The sequence below is a fragment of the Lentibacillus amyloliquefaciens genome (assembly GCF_001307805.1).
Taxonomy (GTDB): Bacteria; Bacillota; Bacilli; order Bacillales; family Amphibacillaceae; genus Lentibacillus; species Lentibacillus amyloliquefaciens.
Map to the genome: position 1 here is coordinate 2,167,831 of NZ_CP013862.1, position 21,383 is coordinate 2,189,213.

General features: G+C 44.4%; 17 protein-coding genes. 1 reads left to right on the top strand and 16 read right to left on the bottom strand.

From position 1 onward, the window contains the following. Positions 1 to 153 precede the first annotated feature (153 nt). The 12 genes from putP to AOX59_RS10860 form a co-directional block, all read right to left on the bottom strand. Positions 154 to 1,677 carry a sodium/proline symporter PutP gene (gene putP, locus AOX59_RS10815; protein ID WP_068445458.1) on the bottom strand — a complete coding sequence of 508 codons (1,524 nt, stop codon included), beginning with the start codon at positions 1,675 to 1,677 and terminating at the stop codon, positions 154 to 156. A 372-nt stretch (positions 1,678 to 2,049) separates the two neighbouring features. Then, positions 2,050 to 2,190 carry a hypothetical protein gene (locus AOX59_RS19685; protein ID WP_156418683.1) on the bottom strand — a complete coding sequence of 47 codons (141 nt, stop codon included), beginning with the start codon at positions 2,188 to 2,190 and terminating at the stop codon, positions 2,050 to 2,052. Between the two features lie 14 nt (positions 2,191 to 2,204). Further along, entirely contained in the window at positions 2,205 to 3,473 is a 1,269-nt protein-coding gene (locus tag AOX59_RS10820; RefSeq protein ID WP_068448287.1) for a helix-turn-helix domain-containing protein, read from the bottom strand. 252 nt (positions 3,474 to 3,725) lie between these two features. Then, positions 3,726 to 4,943 (bottom strand): CamS family sex pheromone protein, encoded by a 1,218-nt coding sequence (locus tag AOX59_RS10825; protein ID WP_179946401.1) that lies wholly within the window; start codon positions 4,941 to 4,943, stop codon positions 3,726 to 3,728. 254 nt (positions 4,944 to 5,197) lie between these two features. After that, positions 5,198 to 7,201 (bottom strand): NAD-dependent DNA ligase LigA, encoded by a 2,004-nt coding sequence (gene ligA / locus AOX59_RS10830; protein WP_068445461.1) that lies wholly within the window; start codon positions 7,199 to 7,201, stop codon positions 5,198 to 5,200. A gap of 15 nt (positions 7,202 to 7,216) precedes the next feature. Further along, complete coding sequence (gene pcrA, locus AOX59_RS10835; protein ID WP_418000791.1) at positions 7,217 to 9,418, bottom strand: DNA helicase PcrA; 2,202 nt, start codon at positions 9,416 to 9,418, stop codon at positions 7,217 to 7,219. 86 nt (positions 9,419 to 9,504) lie between these two features. Further along, entirely contained in the window at positions 9,505 to 10,197 is a 693-nt protein-coding gene (gene pcrB / locus AOX59_RS10840) for a heptaprenylglyceryl phosphate synthase (protein WP_068445464.1), read from the bottom strand. Between the two features lie 216 nt (positions 10,198 to 10,413). Continuing rightward, entirely contained in the window at positions 10,414 to 10,716 is a 303-nt protein-coding gene (locus tag AOX59_RS10845) for a YerC/YecD family TrpR-related protein (protein WP_068445466.1), read from the bottom strand. A 269-nt stretch (positions 10,717 to 10,985) separates the two neighbouring features. Further along, positions 10,986 to 12,041 carry a DUF3048 domain-containing protein gene (locus tag AOX59_RS10850; protein ID WP_068445468.1) on the bottom strand — a complete coding sequence of 352 codons (1,056 nt, stop codon included), beginning with the start codon at positions 12,039 to 12,041 and terminating at the stop codon, positions 10,986 to 10,988. 44 nt (positions 12,042 to 12,085) lie between these two features. Then, positions 12,086 to 13,858, bottom strand: coding sequence for an adenine deaminase C-terminal domain-containing protein (locus AOX59_RS10855; protein ID WP_418000771.1), 1,773 nt, complete (start codon positions 13,856 to 13,858; stop codon positions 12,086 to 12,088). 466 nt (positions 13,859 to 14,324) lie between these two features. Further along, the gene (locus tag AOX59_RS20295; protein WP_237049249.1) at positions 14,325 to 14,627 is read right to left on the bottom strand and encodes an ABC transporter substrate-binding protein; all 303 of its coding nucleotides are present in this window, start codon (positions 14,625 to 14,627) and stop codon (positions 14,325 to 14,327) included. Then, the gene (locus AOX59_RS10860) at positions 14,615 to 15,319 is read right to left on the bottom strand and encodes an ABC transporter substrate-binding protein (protein WP_237049250.1); all 705 of its coding nucleotides are present in this window, start codon (positions 15,317 to 15,319) and stop codon (positions 14,615 to 14,617) included. The genes AOX59_RS20295 and AOX59_RS10860 overlap by 13 nt, the downstream gene beginning before the upstream one ends. Before the next feature lie 181 nt (positions 15,320 to 15,500). On the opposite strand from AOX59_RS10860, the gene AOX59_RS10865 reads away from it, so the two are divergent. Next, entirely contained in the window at positions 15,501 to 16,547 is a 1,047-nt protein-coding gene (locus AOX59_RS10865; protein WP_068445472.1) for an NAD(P)/FAD-dependent oxidoreductase, read from the top strand. A gap of 120 nt (positions 16,548 to 16,667) precedes the next feature. Here the strand turns inward: AOX59_RS10865 and purD are convergent, their stop codons facing one another. The 4 genes from purD to purM all read right to left on the bottom strand — a co-directional run bounded on the left by purD (position 16,668) and on the right by purM (position 21,229). Then, complete coding sequence (gene purD, locus AOX59_RS10870; protein ID WP_068445475.1) at positions 16,668 to 17,912, bottom strand: phosphoribosylamine--glycine ligase; 1,245 nt, start codon at positions 17,910 to 17,912, stop codon at positions 16,668 to 16,670. An 18-nt stretch (positions 17,913 to 17,930) separates the two neighbouring features. Further along, positions 17,931 to 19,454 (bottom strand): bifunctional phosphoribosylaminoimidazolecarboxamide formyltransferase/IMP cyclohydrolase, encoded by a 1,524-nt coding sequence (purH, locus tag AOX59_RS10875; RefSeq protein WP_068445477.1) that lies wholly within the window; start codon positions 19,452 to 19,454, stop codon positions 17,931 to 17,933. 189 nt (positions 19,455 to 19,643) lie between these two features. Then, complete coding sequence (gene purN / locus AOX59_RS10880; RefSeq protein ID WP_068445479.1) at positions 19,644 to 20,213, bottom strand: phosphoribosylglycinamide formyltransferase; 570 nt, start codon at positions 20,211 to 20,213, stop codon at positions 19,644 to 19,646. Next, a complete protein-coding gene (purM, locus tag AOX59_RS10885; protein ID WP_068445481.1) occupies positions 20,210 to 21,229 on the bottom strand; it encodes a phosphoribosylformylglycinamidine cyclo-ligase in 1,020 nt (339 codons plus the stop codon). The genes purN and purM overlap by 4 nt, the downstream gene beginning before the upstream one ends. Positions 21,230 to 21,383 lie beyond the last annotated feature (154 nt).

Consider the following 21,383-nt stretch of genomic DNA (forward strand, 5'->3'; position numbering starts at 1 on the left):
AGTTAAAGACACTACTGATAATAGCAGAATTCGCTCGGCTAAAGCAAATAAAGCAATGCATCGATAAACTCCGGATTCAGCGCATGGAAAAGGCCTGGTAAAAAAAAGCCACTCACCCCTGAAACAGGGGAAGTGGCTTTCGACTATGAAACATTAATATGTGTTTAACTTTTCCATTGCCTCATCGTATTCTTCTTCAATTTCTGCTTTCGGCTGCTGCGACAGGCTGACTACTATAGCAATGATCAGGTTAAGCAAAAATCCGGGTACAATTTCATATAAGTCGAAAATCCCGCCTGAAAGGAATTCACCCCAAATGATTACTGTTACTGCACCTGCCAGAATACCCGCAAATGCACCATTTCGGGTAAATCGTTTCCAGAACAAGGCCAAAAGAATTGTCGGACCAAATGCAGCTCCGAATCCTGCCCACGCATAACTGACCAAGTTTAGTACACTGCTCTCCGGATTCGTCGCAATAGAGGCAGCAATCAATGCAATGACAAGTGTCGCAATCCGGCCGACCCAAACCAGTTCTTTTTCCCCTGCTTCTTTTTTGAGAATCGCTTTATAAAAATCTTCAGCAATCGCCGAGGAGGAAACAAGCAACTGAGAGTCAACTGTACTCATAATGGTGGCAAGAATAGCAGCCAGAAGTACCCCGGCAATTACCGGATGGAATAACAGCTGGGAAAAGGCAATAAAAATCTTTTCAGGATCCTCAAGCATCTGGATGCCGTTTTCCGTAATGACTGAGATGCCAAACTGACTCAAAACATTCACATCTTGAGTGCTGATGAATGCCAGCCCAACAAAACCTGTAAAAATCGCACCATACAGACCAAGTATCATCCAAGTTGTACCGATAAAACGGGCCATTGGAACATCCTTTGGCGATCTGAGCGCCATAAACCGGACAATGATATGCGGCTGCCCGAAATAACCCAGACCCCAGGCAACCGATGAAATAATGGCCATTAGCCCGACACCTTCAACCATGTTCAAGTGTGTCGCATCAATTTCCCCAACTGCCTGGACAGCAGCGTCCCAACCGCCCATCTCATTAAGGGCAACAATCGGCACTGCAATCAGTGCCACAAACATCAGTAATCCCTGCACGAAATCCGTCCAGGCTACCGCAAGAAAACCGCCCAAAAGCGTATATGAAACAATAAAGACTGTTCCGATCCATAAGGCGGTCTGATACTCAAGCCCAAACGATGCTTCGAACAATTTTGCGCCCGCCACCATTCCGGATGATGTATAAAACGTGAAAAACAATAAAATAACGAGTGCTGAAATAACCCTTAAAATATGTGAGTTATCTTTAAAACGATTTTCCAAAAAGTCCGGAATTGTAATAGAATTATTCGAAACCTCTGTATAAACACGCAAGCGTTTGGCAACAAACTGCCAATTCAAATAAGCCCCGATTGAAAGACCAATTGCCATCCATGCTTCAGCAAGACCGGCAGCATAAACGGCACCCGGCAGCCCCAGGATAAGCCACCCGCTCATATCGGAAGCACCGGCACTGAGTGCAGCAACTGCAGGACCTAATTTACGCCCGCCAAGAACGTAGTCTGAAAGGTTGTTCGTCATGCGATACATGATAATACCGATGACGAGCATGCCGGTAAGATAGACAATAAACGTTATAAGCGTAGCCGTATCCATTTATTTACCTCTCCCTTCTGTAAACAATGTAATAATGGAAGAGAGTATTACCAATGGCATTGGAATAAACATCCATAGCCATGTCACCCCCGAGATAGTATACTCCATCGCGATCACCTCTTTTTTGAATATTTGTACTTATTATACCATACGCTCATACATGAAATATTATCATAACATTCCCTGCAAAGCTTAGAAAAACTCAGGCCTAGTCTCGTCTTATAGTGAGTGTCGAAGTTTTTCTTATAAGGTCAACCATTATATCACTTTCTGACGTTAAAAAAAGGCCTGAAACGGCTTTCCACACCGTCTCAGGCATTATCATCATAAAGTAATAGGGTAAATAATACTAATCTTCCTGATCAAACTGGATTAAAAGTTACTAACATCCTTACCGACAGAAAGAATTCTAGGTTCCAGTTCCATTGCGTTGTCAGCTGGTGCTTCCTGCACTGCTGAAAAACCTGCTACAAGCAGAGCTCCAAATGCAACAGTTGCCACTAGTTTTTTCATATTGATCCCCCCTTTTAAAGGCTAATGAGTTCTTCATAAGTATTGTTAGCCAGTTTATAATATTTAACAGATTCTTTATATCTGTTAATCGCTTCAAAATGATCCGCCAACATATTGGCGTAAATCACCAAGTTGGCATAGTCCTTATGTTTCTGCAAATAAGGTATAAACCTATCAATAACCAGGGACTCGAATTTTTCAGCTTCCTGATTGATTGCGTAATTATAAGTATGCATAATGTAATAGAATAATTGATACCTCTCCTGATCTTCAGCATCTTCCAGCAGTTTCATGCTCATGTCAGCCATATCCTGCGCTCTATCAAACTCTTGTATATTGTAATATTCTTTAACCAAAGAGGTTGTTGCTGTTAAGCGCTCCAGAAACATTAATTCCGGTTCGTTCACTATCTCCTCATAATTTGCAATAGCCTTTTCGTTCTCACCGATTGTTGAGTAAAGATAGCCTAAATTTTGATTCGTCAATTGAATAATTTGCTTGCTCTGTTTCAATTCACCCAAATGTTTAGCAAGGTTATAGTTTTTGATTGCCTTATCATGCATCTTGATTCTGCGATAGGAGATGCCAAGCAAAATATGGCATTCAGCACAGCGGCTGAAATTGTATGTCGTCCGGAAAATAGAAATTGCTTTTTCAGCATATTCAATCGCTTCAAGAGTATTCCGAAGTTTACTGTGCGTTACAGCAATGGTGTACTGTAAATCAGCAATTTCTTCTTCGGATAAATCTATTTGATTCAGTTTTTCTTCCGCTATATTATATAAGCGCAAAGCAAGATCAAAATCAGAAGCCACAGAATTGTAGTTTCCTTTGAACTTATACCAGTAAAACTGATGCAAGGTGTCAAAGGTGCCAGTCATTTCGGTTAGTTTATTAATCTGGCTTAACGCCTTCTCCATTTCACCAATAACCAAAAAGTACCTGACCTTGTGAACCTCAAACATGGCCAGACTGTCAGCAGAAGGATTATCATACATAAGCTGGTTCAATTCCTGATACTTTTGAATGATGTCTTCAGTGTCATATTCCGAAGACAGCATATCGAACCATTCCTGGCACTTTTCTCTGATAACTTCATCGGTTTCATTTACCAGCTGAATTCCCAGCTTGGTGCATAACAAGCTTATAACACTAGGGCTTGCCTCCGTTTTTTCATTTTCAATTTTGGATAGATAGGCACTTGAGACAATTCCTTCAGCCAGTTCTGCCTGGGTCATTTCCTGTTGAATTCTGTGCAGTTTGATATAAGGCCCAATTTCCATCTTTTTACCTACCTTATCAGCTGAATATTTGAATGATTTTCCTTTTCTCCTATATTTATATAATAACATAAATTCCAAAAATTCATATTGGGAAAGTTGATGGGCAAAAACACTAATAAAACCACTTTCAACTTGCCAACTTTCCTGAAATGAGGAAAGTTGGTTAAAAAACCCCTTTTCCCGGATCTTTAAAATCGGAAAAAGGGATTGATATCCATTTTGGGTATATTGACTTAATACAAATTTCATCAATCAGGAATCAAACACCTGGACATTTACTTCGCTGCTGCCCGCTTCCCGGAAGATGATACTCTCCAGCTTCTCGCTTGAAGTGATTTTCACTTCAAGATCATAGTAATCCTGGAACATTTCCTCAACCAGTCCGTACGTATATTGCGTAAAACCGAGCACTTCACCTTCACTGTAAAATTCAATTGGAATCTCCAATGTCAGTTGCTGTAATTCTTCATCAATATAAAAACCTTCACCGACTACTCCCACATAATTCGGGAAATATTCTTCAATACGCGAACTGAAGTTTTGCACTAATTGCTGTGTATCATAGTATTTTTCTTCGCCTTCATCTGATGGAAACAGAATATTTTCTTCGTTAACCGTCTCCCATTCGTCAATTGATGCCTGTCCGCTTTCAATCGCTGTCTTGGCGACAAAGTTCCCGGGCACAGGTGAGCCCTGACCTTCTTCTCTGTACAACGCAATCATGATTGGGACATCGCTCAGTTCTTCAATATTGCGGACGCGTTCCAAAACCGTTTGGGCGATTTCTTGTCCTTTCTCCATCATTTCCGATTCCGGGATATCCCTGTGCTGTGTATTTCCGTCAGCTTCATACGTAAAGACTGATTTTAACGCGATTCCGATTGAAGCGCCTGCCAATTCAACCGAATCATCCTCATTTCGCTTAAGAAAATTATGTTCGAGAATATGGCTAAGATATTTCGGATTCTCTTCGTAGTCTTCCTTTGATGCTGTTTCATCGGTCAAGCTTTCTTCTTCATCCAGCGGCGGATTTAAAGCACGTTGCGCATTTTCAATATCTTCTTCATTATAATCATCACTTTCCTGCATCGCATTGATCATCTCTTCTGTTGGGTCCGTATCCAGCCACGAATACAACATATCCGACGTTAAATATTGCCCTTCTTCAAAAAACAGCTGCTCAGGGTCGAAATGTTCTTTGGAAAGGCGTCTTAAACCGGTTTCCATTTCATCAATATCAACACGATTCCCCATCTGATTCGTAATAACGCCTCTTGAAGCACTCGGACGATATGGCAGGATGGTCCGGTAGTTCTCCTCTGACAGCTTTTGACTTGAAACAATCGATTGTTGCTGCTGTTGTGACTCGTCTTCATTTTGCACAACTTCGTCCTCGTTATCGATCGACGGTGTACAGCTTGAAAGAATCAATATGGTGCTTGCCAGGAGGACGGTTATTTTTTTCAACATATTCCACTCCTTAATAGTGCGTATTCAAAAAAGAGGATAAAAAGGACCGAGAAGTTCGAGGCGGCGCAGTTTCGAGCAGCGGAATGTATGCCTTCAGATACATGAGTAGCGGAGAAACAAGCCAACGAAGAAATTCGACGTGTCATTTTTACCGGACTTTTTGAACAACCTTTAATAGGAAGTTCAAAAAATCTCATGCATGCTGCTCCGGAAAGAATTGATGCATTACGGCAGTCACTTTTTTGAACCAATACTTAATTTTTAGCAGCTTCTCTAAGCTGTTGTTCGTTCCAAATGGCTATGCCAAGCTCTTCTGCTTTATCCAATTTGGAGCCGGCGTCCTCTCCGGCGATGAGGATATCGGTGTTTTTGCTGACGCTTCCAGTGACTGATCCACCGCGCGCTTCAACCAGCGCTTTCGCCTCAGACCGTGTAAATTCAGTCATTTTCCCTGTCAGCACAACTGTTTTACCGGAGAAGGCTGTATCTTCTTCAATCGCCTGCTGCTTGATGCCGGTATATGTCATATTGAGACCGAGGTCCCGCAACGTATTAATCAAATTTTTCACTTCATCCCCGGCAAAATAACTGACAATTGAATCTGCCATTTTATCGCCTATTTCATTAATGGCAATGACGTCTTCAAACGTCGCCTCTTGCAGATTCTCCATTGTTTCGAAATAACCGGCAAGTGTTCTGGCTGCTTTTGAACCGACAAAACGGATTCCAAGACCGAATAATAGCCGCTCAAGTGAATTGTCTTTTGAGGCTGCTATCGCCCGCAAAAGGTTATCAGTTGACTTTTTACCCATCCGCTCCAGTTGTATTAAGTCTTCATGCTTAAGCCGGTAAATGTCAGCAATCGTGTGAACGAGTTCTTCCCGGAATAGCTGAATGATCACTTTCTCGCCAAGACCATCAATATTCATTGCCTCACGGGAAACAAAGTGAATCAATCCTTCTTTTAATTGCGCAGGACAGTTTGGGTTTATACAGCGTAATGCGACTTCTTCCTCAAGTCTTACAAGTTCACTGCCGCATTCCGGGCATTCTTCCGGCATAAAAAATTCCTTCTCATCCCCTGTACGCTTGTCTTCAATAGGACGGATGACTTCCGGAATAATATCACCGGCTTTTTTAATAACGACTGTATCACCAAGCCGGATATCCTTCTCCCGTATCAAATCCTCATTATGGAGTGAGGCACGCTGGACGGTTGTACCGGCGACTCTTACCGGGTCAAGTATCGCTGTTGGTGTTACCACGCCTGTTCTTCCGACGCTCAATTCAATTTCACGGAGGGTTGTCAGCACTTCTTCAGCCGGAAATTTGTATGCAATGGCCCAGCGCGGATTTTTAGCCGTGAAGCCCAATTCTTCCTGCTGGCGGAGATTATCCACTTTCACTACGATGCCATCAATTTCATAGTCCAGATCAGGCCGTTTTTCTTCCCAATATTTAATGTAATCAATGACCTCATCAATCGATTCACACCTGCGCCATTCGGGGTTCGTTTTGAATCCGATTCTTTGCATGTATTTAAGCCGTTCACTGTGTGACTCCAGTGTTCCGGCTTGCCACTCCCCGACACCATAAAGGAAAATATCTAAATTACGCTTTGCTGCAATTTTCGGATCAAGCTGTCTTAATGACCCTGCCGCTGCATTGCGCGGGTTCGCAAACGGCTCTTCATCATTTTCCCGGCGCTGTTTATTCAGATTGAGAAAGGATTTATGCGGCATAAACGCTTCACCGCGCACTTCAATAGTACTCTCTTCCTGAATGGAAAGCGGGATGCTGCGGACGGTCCGTAAGTTGCTTGTGATATCTTCGCCGGTCGTTCCGTCTCCGCGGGTGGCTCCCCGGACAAATTTGCCTTCTTCATATGTAAGCGACACAGCGAGACCGTCAATTTTCAGTTCACATACAAATGAAATCGCATCATCTGTCCCTTGACCGGCACGGCGGGCAAAATCACGCAAATCCTGTTCATTGAACGCATTGCCGAGACTCATCATCGGTACATTGTGCCGGACTTTCTGAAATGCTTCAAGCGGTTCCCCGCCGATACGCCGGGAGGGTGAATCCGCTGTAACCAAGTCCGGAAAAGCTTCCTCTAATTTTAAAAGTTCCTGCATTTTCCGGTCGTATTCGGCATCGGGCACACTTGGGGCATCAAGCACATAATATTCATGACCATATTGGTTTAGCAGCTCTTTAAGTTCAGCAATTTGTTGTTGTGCTTGTTGGTTATTCATTTAAGCAAGCACCTCCTATTGTTTCGTGATAGGTGCGAATTTGGCCAGAAGCCGCTTGACACCCGTTGGAGCAGGAAAGGCAATATCAAGTTCCATTGAGTCTCCCTCGCCCTGGACTTTAACGACTGTACCGACGCCCCATTTCTTATGTTCAGCTTTATCGCCGGGGCTCCATGTCCTGGATTCCGCTCCGGTTGTCTGCTGCATTTTCCCGGCCCGGCGTTTCGGTGCAGACAGCTTGTCAGCTCGTTTCTCAAACGAGCTGAACATTGACGCACGTGCCTGCTCAATTCCATCGACCAGATCTTCCGGGATTTCATTGATAAATCGGCTGATCGGGTTCATATTCGTCCGGCCGTATAAAGTACGCATCTTAGCGTGTGTCAGGTAAAGTTCCTCTTCGGCACGCGTTACCCCGACATAGGCGAGGCGGCGTTCTTCTTCCATTTCTTCATCATCAAACATGGACCGGCTATGCGGAAAGACATTTTCTTCCATACCAACCAAAAAGACCACCGGGAATTCCAACCCTTTGGCAGCATGCAGTGTCATGAGCGTAATTTTCGGTTCACTGTCAGCTTCATCATCCACACGGTCAATATCTGCAATTAAGGCAAGGTCGGTGAGGAATGCAATCAGCGTCTTATCTTCTGCATATTCTTCAAAGTCCTGAGTGACTGTCTTGAACTCTTCCAGGTTCTCCAGACGGCTCTGTGACTCAAGCGATCGTTCATTCTTCAGCATTTCCTCATAGCCTGTCCGTTCAAGAATGGCTTCAACCATGTCTGTTGATGTCAAAAATTCCTGCTGCTGTGTAAGCGTCTTAATGAGATTGCCGAACCCGTCGAGTGCTGTGGCCGCTTTTTTTGTCACCCCGACAAAATCGACTTCTTTCACTGCCTGATAAAAGGAAATACCGTGCTCAACAGCATACGCACGCAATTTATCAACCGACGTTTTCCCAATGCCCCGTTTAGGCACATTGACAACCCGTTCAAAACTAATATCGTCATCCGGATTGGTAATCAGACGTAAATAAGCGGTCAAGTCCTTGATTTCTTTACGATCATAGAATTTTGTGCCGCCAACCATCTGGTAGGATATATTTGATTTCATGAATGTGTCTTCAATGGCACGGGACTGAGCGTTTGTCCGGTAAAGGATCGCAATATCATCCGCTGAGAAGCCTGCCTCATCTGTCAGTTCTTGTATCTTATCGGTCACAAACAACGCTTCTTCCTGCTCAGTAGCTCCCTGGTAATAATGAATCATTTTGCCGTCATTATTCTCAGTCCACAGCTTTTTTGGCTTGCGGCCCGTGTTGTTTTCGATGACACTATTGGCTGCTGCAAGAATCGATTTCGTTGACCGATAGTTTTGCTCCAAATAAATAACCCTTGAAGACGGGTAGTCCTCTTCAAACGACAAGATATTGGCGATGTCAGCACCGCGCCAGCGATAAATCGACTGGTCAGAATCCCCGACAACACAAAGGTTCTGATAACGGTTTGCCAGTTGTTTTACCAGGTAGTATTGGGCATGGTTAGTGTCCTGATATTCGTCAACATGAATATACTGAAATCGGTTCTGATAATAACCAAGCACCTCAGGAGCCCGTTTAAATAAGTGAATCGTCTGCATAATCAAATCATCAAAGTCAAGTGCCTGATTTTTCTCCAATGTTTTCTGATAGCGTTCGTATACTTGTGATACCTGACGCTGGAAGAAGTCGCCAACTTGTTTGCTGTACTCTTCCGGCGTGACAAGTTCGTTTTTTGCACCGCTAATCTGACCGAGCATTGCGCGCGGATCAAATTTTTTCGGATCGATATTCAAGTCTTTTAAAATCTGCTTAATGACCGACAGCTGATCACTGCTGTCTAAAATTGAGAAATTACGATTATAGCCGATACGGTCAATATCCCTGCGCAATATCCGTACACACATCGAGTGGAATGTCGAAACCCAAATTTGCTCGCCCCCGGCGCCAACCAGTTTATTCACACGCTTTTTCATTTCCCGTGCAGCTTTATTCGTAAATGTAATCGCCAGCACATTTCTTGGGGATACGTCCTTTTCACCAAGCAAATAAGCAATCCGGTGTGTCAAAACGCGGGTTTTGCCGCTTCCGGCACCGGCCATGATCAAAAGCGGCCCCTCGGTATGCTGGACAGCCTGCTGTTGTTCTTTATTCAATCCGTTTAATAAGTGATGCATTGTTTGGCTCACTGTGACACCGCCTTTTATATTGTTCAAAAAGCACACTGATAACCAAGGGATCAGCAGCTTTCACAGATTATTAATTATTCCATCTCCTTGACTGCTTTGACTGTTTTCAGTGCTTTATTGATATCTGAATAAATCAGGTTGCCGACGACAATGGTATCGGCATTTTCCTTCATTTCACGCGCTTTAAAATTATTTTCAATCCCGCCGCCGTATATTAGCTTTGTATCTGTGAGCTGTTCTTTGACCGTTTTAACGAGTTCAGGATCACCGTATTCACCGCTGTACTCCATGTAAAAAACCGGAAAGTGATAAATATGCTCTGCCATATACGCATAGGCTGCCACATCTTCACTATCGGGCATCTCACTTTTTGTCTTTTTGAATGCTTTGGCGTCTTCATTCATAATACAGTAGCCTTCCACGAGAGTTTTATCCCAATCGATCGAATCACGATATTCTTTGATGGCTGCATGATGAATATCCATCATCCATTTTTTCTCGGTGCTGTTCATGACCATCGGGATAAAATAAAAATCAAACCCGGGTGTGATGGATTCTAAATTGGATACTTCCAAAATGCATGGTACTGTATGTTGGCGGATCCGTGACAGTAAATCCAGCACACCATCAAGTGTCACATCATCCGTCCCGCCGACGACCACAGCATCAGTTCCCGATTCACAAATAGCGTCAAGATCCTCATCCGATATTTCTTTGGCGGGATCCACTTTGAACAAATGATCCCAATTGTCAATTGAATATCTCACGTCAAAGCCTCCAATTATAAAATATTAAAATAAAGTCAAGTGTTCGCGCCGATCATGTTTAATCAAATGATTTATACTTTCATTCTAAAAGTATACCAAAAAATGCGCTATGAATTTAGGGTTAAATGAAATGAATTTGCGGAAATTCGTACAAAGAGGCTTTGGGAGATTTCAAAAACGAAAGAGTACTATCCCCCAATTTGGAGGATAGCTGGCTTATTCTGCAGAATCATCAAGTATGCGGTCAAGTACAATTTTATATCCGTCACTGCCGTAATTGATGCAGCGGCGCACGCGGGAAATCGTGGCAGTTGAGGCATTCGTTTCCTCTTCAATAACGCTGTAGGTACGACCTTCTGTCAGCATCCTGGCCACCTGCAAACGCTGGGCAATCGCATGAATTTCGGACATTGTTGCGATATCATCAAAAAATTTGTAGCATTCTTCACGATCTTTTAATGAAAGAATCGCATCAAACAGCTGGTCAAGCTGTTCACCGCGCAGTTTATCAATCTGCATGAGGCGTCACCTGCTTTCTTCTATGGGTTGTTCAAAAAGTCCGGTAATAATGACACATCAAATTTCTCGTTGGCTTGTTCATCCGCTGCTTGAAACTGTGCCACCTCGAACTTCTTTGTCCTTTTTCCCCGCATATAATGATCAGTAACCCGCCAGAAAACGGCAGCTAACTGACCATAAATGCCCGATTCTGTTCAACTAACATTCAACGGAGAAAATCATTCCGCTGAATGAAGTTTCACTTTATCTTCCTTTTTGAACACGCACTTTTAATTTGAGATAGTAATCGATTGTGAAATTCCGGGATTTGACGGTACGACATTGATCCATGTCTTGCCCTGTACAAACTTCAGAGGCTCGCCATCTTTCACCGGGATAATCCTGCCATCACGGTTTTCCCACTTGACTTCCCGGACTTTTCCTTTTTGAACAAGATAAGCATCCCCGCCTGAGGCTAAGTCTATTTCCCGTCTGCCGGCACTGTCAATCACTTGATGCGGCGCTTCTACAATAAATATGTTATCAGCAGTAATCTGTTCCTCCGAATTCCGTTCAACTGTTTTTTCACCATCACTTGAACGGGTGTATGCTTCACGCTTGTCATCATATGTGTATTCAACGGTATAGCTGACCCTGTTGGAATAATCAATTCCCACGTTTGTTGCGGCGTCTCCGGAGAGATTATCCGCTTCTTCTTCTGTTGCGAACGGAAGAGGTTCATATGTCTGTTGTACCTCGTACCCTTTTTCCTCTGCTGTGTCATAGACCGATCCAGTCTGTAAATACGAGTTGTGCGGTGCCTGGCGGAATGATTCCCGTTTAAATAGGGGGCCATTATTATCATAAACAGCGCCATCTAAATGTGCAATCCCGCGCTCTTTAATCATATCATTCACAAAATTCGCTGCACCGTGGTAAACATAAAGCGCACCATAACCATTTGCCAATTCAAAATAGTACTCTCTGGCACTCCGCACAGGACCTATCGCTTCCGGCAATTCGCTCTGATACAGCGCCAAAAAACGGGTTATACGCCCTTCAGCGAGTATTTCAAAAACGACATCGGCTTTGCTTAAACCTGTTTGCGGACGGGCTTTCTGATGATTATTGACCATCACACTGACAATCCGGTTATTGACCTGGTCTTCAGTTTTTGCCCCTGTCAGCGGATATACGTTCTTCTCCGGCGGTTCAGGGGCTGATTCTTTCTCTGTCACTGCATTGTCTTTTGACTCGTTGTCCTGCGCGCTCTGCTCCGTATCATTCAAGCAAGCAGCAAGGAACACGAGTAAGCATAATGCCAAAAAAACAATAGACTTTCTCAAGATTCCACCTCCTGGCCGGTCAGCCTTCCGGAATCTATTATACGTTATCGCATCGTTGCTGGAAAGAGCACTTCTCGTTTCTTTACATCGATTATGCCTTGCTGTGTAATCCGGATATAAGGCAAGTGTGTGGCAGATAAGAACAGGATAGAGTAAACCGGATCACCAAACGGGTAGCCAAATTCCTTCAGCAGTTTTTTTAAATTGCTTTCTTTTTCCATCAGCTCACGCATTGTGCCATCAAACATACTTCCGGCCATTTTCAGCGGGAGTTCGAATATAATGTCGCCTTCATGGACGAGCACAATACCTCCGCCCAATTCCTTAATTCGTTTCCAGGCGAGGAGCATATCTTGTTTGCTCTTTCCAATAAAAACAAGATCGCCCGTTGTTGAAAATGAGCTCGCCACAGCACCGAGCCTGTTTGTAAAACCTTTAATCGCCGTATTGACGCGCCAATTTCCTTTTCTGTCAATTAACATCAGAAAAGCGTCATCCCGATCATCAGGAATCACATCAAGTGTGACATCCGTTTTGATTGCATAAGGTTGAATAATCACATCGTTCATCAGATTTAAACCGATTGGAACAGAGAATTGCATATCCTCTAACGTCAAATCCCAATCAAACTCTATCGGGCGAATGCCATAATTCTCCCAATCGATCTTTATTGGCATCGTCTGTTCCTTATAGTTTTTGAGTATCCATTCACCTTTAGACAAAACACTGACAGGGTGCGGATTATCTTTTGTCTCCAAAATATTGATATGCGCTATCCGGCCGGGAGCGATACAGCCAAGCTCATCCAGCATTCCATAATGATCAGCGGCGTTATGTGAAGCCATCCGGTATGCATCAGCCAGCGGAACACCTTTCTTGATTGCAATATCAATGCAAATATTCATAATACCCTTTTCATAGAAAGATGGTGTTGCTCCGTCTGTTGTCATGGTAACATGATCAAACGTCTGCAAGCCTTCTGCCAGCATTTCTTCCAGCAAAACAGGCAAATCGGGACGGATGGACGAATACCGCAGTCCTGTCTGATAACCAAGCTCAAGCCGTTTAATTGCTTCTTTCCCTGTCATCGCTTCATGTTCAGCCGTTACGCCCAATAATATCAACCGCGTTAACGTTTTCTCAGAAGCGCCCGGAAGATGCCCTTCAACCGGTTTGCCGAGCCGGTTCGCTTCCTGCATCCAGTAAAGCAGGCGGTCATCACCTTCCAGCAGACTTGGCCACGCTGTGAGCTCGCCTCCCTGAATAACCGAGGGATGATTGAGCCATTTAAGCACTTTGCGCGTACTGAAATATTCCTTTTCATTTTTTAGTGCAGTCTGTGAATCAAACCGTGCCCACCAATACATTGAGACGGGATGCCGGTCAAATTCCTCAAGCAGCGAAAACGCTTTCTCATTATCCAATAAAAAATTCCACACCAAATTGTCATTGATTAATGTGGTTGTACCAAATTTGGCGCCGTGCAGCGCAAGTAATTCGGGATTATATAATTGGTACGGATGGGCATGGGGTTCAATATAACCGGGAACCAGATACAAGCCTTCACAATCAACGATTTCAGCAGATGTTCCGTTCTCAGGCATTTTTTCACCAACATACACAATTCGGTCTTTATAAATCCAAATGTTCGCCCTTAGCCACTGCTTCGTATATGTATTTAAATAAGTGCCATTTTTTAATACAATCGTCGGTTGTTCCATACCATCTACAACAGCAACTTGCTTCCTTAATTCACGGTTTCTCCAAAGTATATGGTCTTTCATAACTGCAACGCTCCAATATGTTGTTTTTTCCATCGTAACATATAATGCGCTTTCATACGGTGATGTTTTAAAGACTTACGTTGAATTTTTTGTGACAAATTTCGTGAAATGATCGTTTTTAAAAGGGGCGGCTACCATAAGAAAAACTCGGCTGCCTTCGCTTTTCCAGAGGTCAGAGGCCAGAAGTCAGATTTGAAGACATCTGCGAATCAGCCGATTCCGCGGTTGAAAACACCCCCTGATTGGTGCTTAACTAAACCTTACTTGTGAATGTTGATTGGAGCGGAAGGCAGTCGACTCCTGCGGGAAAACGGGCAGCTGAGACCTGAGCAGGAAGCGGTTTTCTTCCGAGGAGGCTGAAGCGTTGCCCTAAGGTGCGCGACTGCCCGCAGCGGAAATCAACACTGTCACTGTTTCGCAGTTTATGGATTTATGTCAAAAACAACAACTATTTAGAGAACAGCCTTAAAAGGAGGAGATTGCCTCCTCCCGGACAAAATTATTCGTTCAGCATGGTGTCAACCAATTGCTTGGTAAAGGCCTTTGCGGATGATACCCCGCCAATCACCGGTGTATCTCCAGGCAGATAATGGGTATTTCCATTCTTAACAAAGCTCAAATTTTCCCACACTGCATTTCCTGCCAGCTGATTTTCAAAAATATTATCGTTTTCCTGCACAATAGCGATGAATTGAAGATCATCACCTTCGAAATTTTGCAGGGTTTCAACGCCAACTTCAGTGAACCCGTACGGCTCGACTTCATCCGTTTGATAAGCATTTTCAAGTCCTAGCTTTTCCATATCGCTGCCGGATAGGACGTATCTGTATAAAGCCTGAGCACTGGTGAGTTTTGCGAAGAGAAAGCCATCGTTGCCAAATATTTAGTCCCTTCCAGTCCTGCATCAGCCAGTCGCTGCCTTTGTTCAGCATAAAAATCTTCTAATTCATCGATTGACTGTTCAGCTTCTTCTTCCTTATCAGTGACTTTGGCAATGGTTTTATATTCGTTCATCAACTCTTCATACAGATCGGCGGAACCTTCTTCACTGTATGGTGAAAACATGACGACAGGAGCAATATCACTTAATCGGTCAATAATTTGTTCATGTCTGAATTGAGCTGCAATAATCAAATCCGGATCCATTCGCGAAATGGCCTCCAGGTTCGGCTCTTGGCGTGTGCCGACATCTTCAACATTGTCACTTAGCTCATGATCAATATTCATCCAGGCATTGAACCCATCTATGTTCGGTACGCCGGCCGGCTGGATGCCCAAGGAAAGTAATTGCTCAGCATTATACCATTCAAGTGCGACAATTTTTTCAGGCGTTCCCTCAATTGTCTTCTCTCCCGTTGCATCCTCGATGGTAACTGTTCGCTCGGTGTCATTTTCATCACTATTCTCCGCCGATTCTGTCCCACTTTCATCAGCACCGCATGCCGTTAAGATCCCTATAACGAGAACACTTAATATAAACAGCCATTTTCGCATATCCTTCACCCCTAATTTGTATGTAATCAATATAACTATATGCATTGAGAATGATTTTCATTATCAGATGTAATTAAACATCACTGTGAATCAAATGTCAAACCTTTTCATGCAAGCAGAAATCATGTATAATCAAATGAGAATGATAATCAGTTATTAGGATGCTGAGGAGTGAGCAGACTTGACCAAAGACGAACTGTTTGATGTGACAATTATAGGCGGCGGTCCTGCAGGGCTTTTTTCGGCCTTTTACAGCGGACTCCGGGAAATGAAAACAAAAATTATTGAATATCAGCCTCAGCTGGGCGGCAAAGTCCATGTCTATCCTGAGAAGATGATTTGGGACATTGGCGGAATGCCCCCTGTTTCAGGAGCCAAGTACATTGAACAAGCAGTTGAGCAGGGGTTGACTTTTAACCCTGAAGTGGTCCTGAATGAACGAGTTGCATCCATTACCCGTAATGAAGAGGAGATTTATGAATTGCACGCCGATTCAGGGGTTCATTATTCCAAAACTGTCATTGTGGCAGTCGGCAGCGGCATATTAAATCCGAAAAAATTAACGATATCAGGCTCGGAAAGATTTGAAGATTCCAACCTGCATTATTCCGTTAAATCGCTTGAAAGTTTCAAAGGCAAAACGGTCATGATTTCCGGCGGTGGAAGTTCTGCAACAGACTGGGCGAACGAACTGGAATCAATCGCTGACCGCGTCTTTATATCCTGCAGAAAAAATAATTTTGACTGTCATGAATCACTCGCAACACGTCTAAAGAACAGCTCGGTGGTCTGTTTCTTCCATACAGCCATAACTGATTTGGTAGCTGATGATGACGGTAAAACAATTAAAGAAGTTGAACTGAGCAACCATGAAACCGGAGCTGTCAATTATTTGCCGGTTGATGACGTGATTGTGAATCATGGCTATGAACGTGAGACAACCTTGCTTGAAAATAGTGATTCTGATATAGAAATCGCGGAGAATTATTTCGTGTCCGGAAATCCTAACAGCGTATCGTCAATGGACGGTTTGTACGCAGCAGGTGATATCCTGATGCATGAAGGTAAATTGAATTTAATTGCCGGCGCTTTCCAGGACGCAGCCAATGCAGTCAACCAAGCCAAACAGTTCGTTCAGCCTGACGCTGAAAAAGCTGCCATGGTTTCCTCACATAACGATGTGCTAAAAGAACATAACGAAGCATTAAAAAAGCAAATGGTAGAGTGAAACTTCATTACAGGATAAAAAATCAGTAACCAGCTTTTTCCGGCAGGTTACTGATTTTTTATATGCGATGATTCATTTGAACGATTCAGCACTGCGAATATTTTAATCCGGCAAGACAGCTCATTGACCAATATCCGTCCGATAGAAAAAATCTTCTGTATGCACGTGTTGGGCAAGCCATTTATATGTTGCTTCAGAAGCGTCTGCCACATCTTTGCCTTTTGCCCCCGCAAAAAGAACTCTGCCGCCGTCAGAGACAATTCCTTTATCGGTTTTCCTCGTTCCGGCATGAATCACAAACGTATCTCCATCCGAATTTATTTCAGGTAAAGCAACACCTTTTTTATAACTTCCCGGGTAACCTTTTGAGGCCAGTACAACACCTGCACAACTTTTATCTTCCCATTGAAGGGCGGGGTCTTTGCCTTCAAGAACATCAAGAATAACCTGGAGTAAGTCATTTTTTAAGAGGGGCAAGACGATCTGGGTTTCCGGATCCCCGAAGCGGGCGTTGAACTCAATAACTTTCGGTCCGTCGTTTGTCATAATCATGCCGGCGTATAAAATGCCGGTAAACGGCCGACCTGCTCCGGCCAGCCCATCAGCTGCTTTTTGCAGTACATTTTCAGCTGCGAATGCCAGTGTTTCCGAAGAGATATCTTTGGCTGGTGCATATGCCCCCATCCCGCCGGTGTTCGGTCCCAGGTCATCGTCATAGGCTCGTTTATGATCACGTGCCGGTAACATTGGAAATACGTTCGTTCCATGAACAAACGCCATCAGGGAAAATTCCTCGCCATTGAGGCATTCTTCAATAACAACCGACTTGCCCGCTTCGGAAAAAGCCTTATTAACAAGTATGTCATCGACAGCACTTATCGCTTCCTGGACTGTACGCGCGACAATCACACCCTTACCGGCAGCAAGCCCGTCAGCTTTGACAACAATCGGGGCACCCTGTTTCTCGATGTAAAATTTGGCTTCAGCTGCATCTGTAAAGCTGGCATATGCGGCTGTTGGAATACCGTTTTCTTCCATAAAAACTTTCGCATACTGCTTGCTTCCTTCGATTAACGCGGCATCTTTTCCCGGGGCAAAAACAGCGAGCCCTGCTTCGTGAAATCGGTCAGCAATTCCGGCGAGAAGCGGGTTTTCCGGGCCGACAATCGTCAAGTCAATTTGCTTCTTTCCGGCAAAGTCTATCAATCCATCAATATCCAGTTCATCAATATCCACACACTCTGCAGCATCACTGATACCACCATTTCCCGGTGCTGCATAAATCCTATCAACTTTCTCACTTTCAGCCAGTTTCATAATCATGCTATGCTCACGGCCGCCCTGTCCGATGACAAATAGATTCATAAGAAAACCCCTTCCAATCTAGTGTTTGAAGTGCCGTGTGCCTGTATAAACCATCGCAACCCCATATTGGTTGCACATATCAATCGAGTCCTGATCACGCTTCGATCCACCAGGTTGAATAATTGCTTTAACCCCTGCCTTCGCAGCTATCTCCACCGTATCAGGCATCGGGAAAAATGCATCAGATGCAAGAGCCGCTCCGTTAGCTTTATCGCCTGCCTGTTCAAGCGCTATCCCAGCTGCACCCACGCGGTTCATCTGACCAGCACCGACACCGAGGGTCTGCATATCGTTTGCAAGTACAATAGCATTTGACTTAACATGTCTGACCGCTTTCCAGGCAAACAATAAATCATCCAGCTCTCGTTCCGTCGGTTTCCTTTCAGTCGGATATGAGAGGTCACTGCGGCTGGTTTCCTTATTATCGTTGTCCTGAATAAGTACACCACCGTTGACACCCATTAATTTGTGTGAATTCTCTTTGGCCACATCCATTTTCAATTCAAGCAGCCGGATATTTTTCTTTTTCGTCAAAATCGTGAAGGCTTCATCAGTAAATGCCGGGGCGATGATGATTTCCAGAAAAATACCGCTCAATTGTTCAGCTGTATCTGCCTCGATTGTCCGATTACAAGCAACAATCCCGCCAAAAATCGAAACAGGATCAGCGTCATAAGCTCTCGAGAATGCCGTCTTCAAATCCTCAGCCATCCCGATACCGCACGGATTCATATGCTTCACAGCCACGGCTGTCGGCCTGTCATACTCAGCAATAATGCTAAGCGCCGCATTCGCATCCTGGATGTTGTTGTAGGAAAGCTCTTTGCCATGCCGCTGCTTGGCAGATACAAGACTCATCGGTGACTCAATTGGTGTTTTATAAAATGCCGCTTCCTGATGCGGATTTTCACCGTATCTTAACGTCTGGACTTTCTCGTATGTAATGGTATAGTTTTCAGGAAATGTTTCTTCAGTAAAGTGGCCGGCAATCAGAGCATCGTATTGAGCTGTATGGCGGAACACCTTGGCAGCTAATTTTTTCCTGAATGTCACATCAAGCTCATCGTTTTGGATGGCTTGCAAAATGTCATCATAATCATCCGGATCAACGACCGGTGTGACATCACGGAAACTTTTTGCCGCTGCCCGCAGCATTGTCGGTCCGCCGATATCAATATTTTCGATGATTTCCTCCTCACGAACATTCGGTTGATCAAGCGTTTGTTTAAAAGGATAAAGATTCACAACAACGATATCGATCGGGTTAATGTTTTTTTCCTCAAGCTGCTGTTTGTGCGTATCGTTATCTCGTTTGGCCAAGAGTCCTGCGTGAATTACCGGATGAAGTGTTTTGACACGGCCTTCCAGCATCTCAGGAAAGCCCGTTATATCTTCCACTGCTGCAGCCTCGATACCAGCCTCCTGAATTGTACGCAATGTGCCCCCGGTTGAAATGATGTCGTAGCCCTGTTCTGCCAATCCTTTGGCAAAATCAGCAATTCCGGTCTTGTCGGAAACACTTATCAATGCCTGCTTTTTCATGAAAAAACTCCTTGTTTTAGTTTGTTTTGTTAGCGTTGCTCGGGTATCGACGACGCTTTCATACATGTTGACCAGTGCATCGCGTTCCGGTGACACTCTCGTTCGAGTTGGTCCGCTTGTCGCTCGTTCCGGTGTCTTTCTCGCTCGAGTTGGAGCGGCTCTCGCACAAGTCCATTTGGCGTCCTTTTTTCAGGTATTCGCCTCAACCAAGCGTTGAATCACTTGCGGATATAGTTTGTGCTCAACTTGTTGAACCCGATCTGTCAGTTGTTCCTTTGTGTCATCCGGATAAACCGGGACTTCCTGCTGTTCAATAATCGGGCCTGTGTCGATACCGTCATCAATATAATGCACGGTGACGCCTGTTGTATCCGCGCCTGCTTCATACGCCTGTCCGATGGCATCTAAGCCGGGGAAATCAGGCAAAAGCGACGGATGAATATTAACGATTCTCGCTGGGAATTCACTCAAAAGCACCGGTCCGACAATTCGCATATAGCCTGCCAAAAAAATCCACGATACACTTGCTTTGCGCAGCTCTTCCAGCAAGACACGCTCGTAATCGGCCTTAGAGTTAAAATCTTTCGGGTTAAAAATAAACGTCGGTACGCCAAACTTTTTTGCTTTATCAATAACGGCTGCACTCGGTTTGTCACACACAAGCAACGCGATGTCACAAAGCTGGTCATCCGCTTCCATAATAGCCTGAAAATTACTGCCGGTACCGGAAGCGAAAACGGCTGCCCGTACTTTTGTCATGACGTTATATGCACTCCTTCTTTAGAAACAATTTTGCCGATAACCGATGCTGTTTCACCTTGTTCCTTAAGAATCTTCAGCACATTCTCTGCATCATCCTGTGCTACAACAAGCGCCATCCCGATTCCCATATTAAAAATACCGTACATCTCTTCATCGGCCATTCCCCCGAGCTGCTGCAAAAATGGAAAAACAAGAGGCCGCTCCCAGCTCGTTGAATCAATTTCCACGCCAAGTCCTGCCGGCATCATGCGGGGCAAGTTTTCGTAAAAACCGCCGCCGGTTATATGAGAGATGCCTTTCACAGTTACGTTATTCATCACTGCGCCAGCCGATTTGGCATAAATCCTGGTTGGCGTTAACAGGACATCACCAAGCCGCCCATCCAAGCCGTCATAAGTTTTTCCCAAATCCAGATCCTGAACCAGCTTGCGCACCAATGAATACCCATTGGAATGAATGCCGCTTGAAGCCAGACCAATCACAGCATCGCCGGCAGAAACAGCCTCTCCGGTTATTAAACGGGATTTTTCCGCTATTCCAACGGTAAAACCGGCCAAATCATAATCAGTATCATCATACATGCCGGGCATTTCCGCCGTTTCACCGCCAATCAGTGCCGCTCCTGCGCTCTTACACCCGTCAGCAATGCCCGCCACAATTTGCTCGATTTTTGCCGGATCATTTTTGCCGCATGCAATATAATCGAGGAAAAACAGCGGCTGTGCACCCTGGGCAACGATATCGTTGACACACATGGCGACAAGGTCAATGCCGACTGTATCATGCTTCTCTAAATCAATCGCCAGTCTCAGCTTTGTGCCGACACCATCTGTCCCGGAAACCAGAATAGGTTCCTCATAGTTGAATGACGTTAATTCAAACAGACCGCCAAACCCGCCGAAACGCCCGAGCACTTCCGGACGCGCGGTCTTTGCGATATGTTTTTTCATGCGTTCAACCGCATCATAGCCTTTCTCAACATCAACTCCGGCAGATTTGTATTTATTATCCATCGGTTGCCTCACCTCTTTTTCATGCAAATAATGACCTATAACCACTCGCTGCTTTATCCCGCATGTAACTGGCAGTAAAACCCCTACCTCAAATGTTCGAGTATACGATGAAGATTAGTTGGGGGGATGGCTGCCAGTAAATGTCCGATTCATT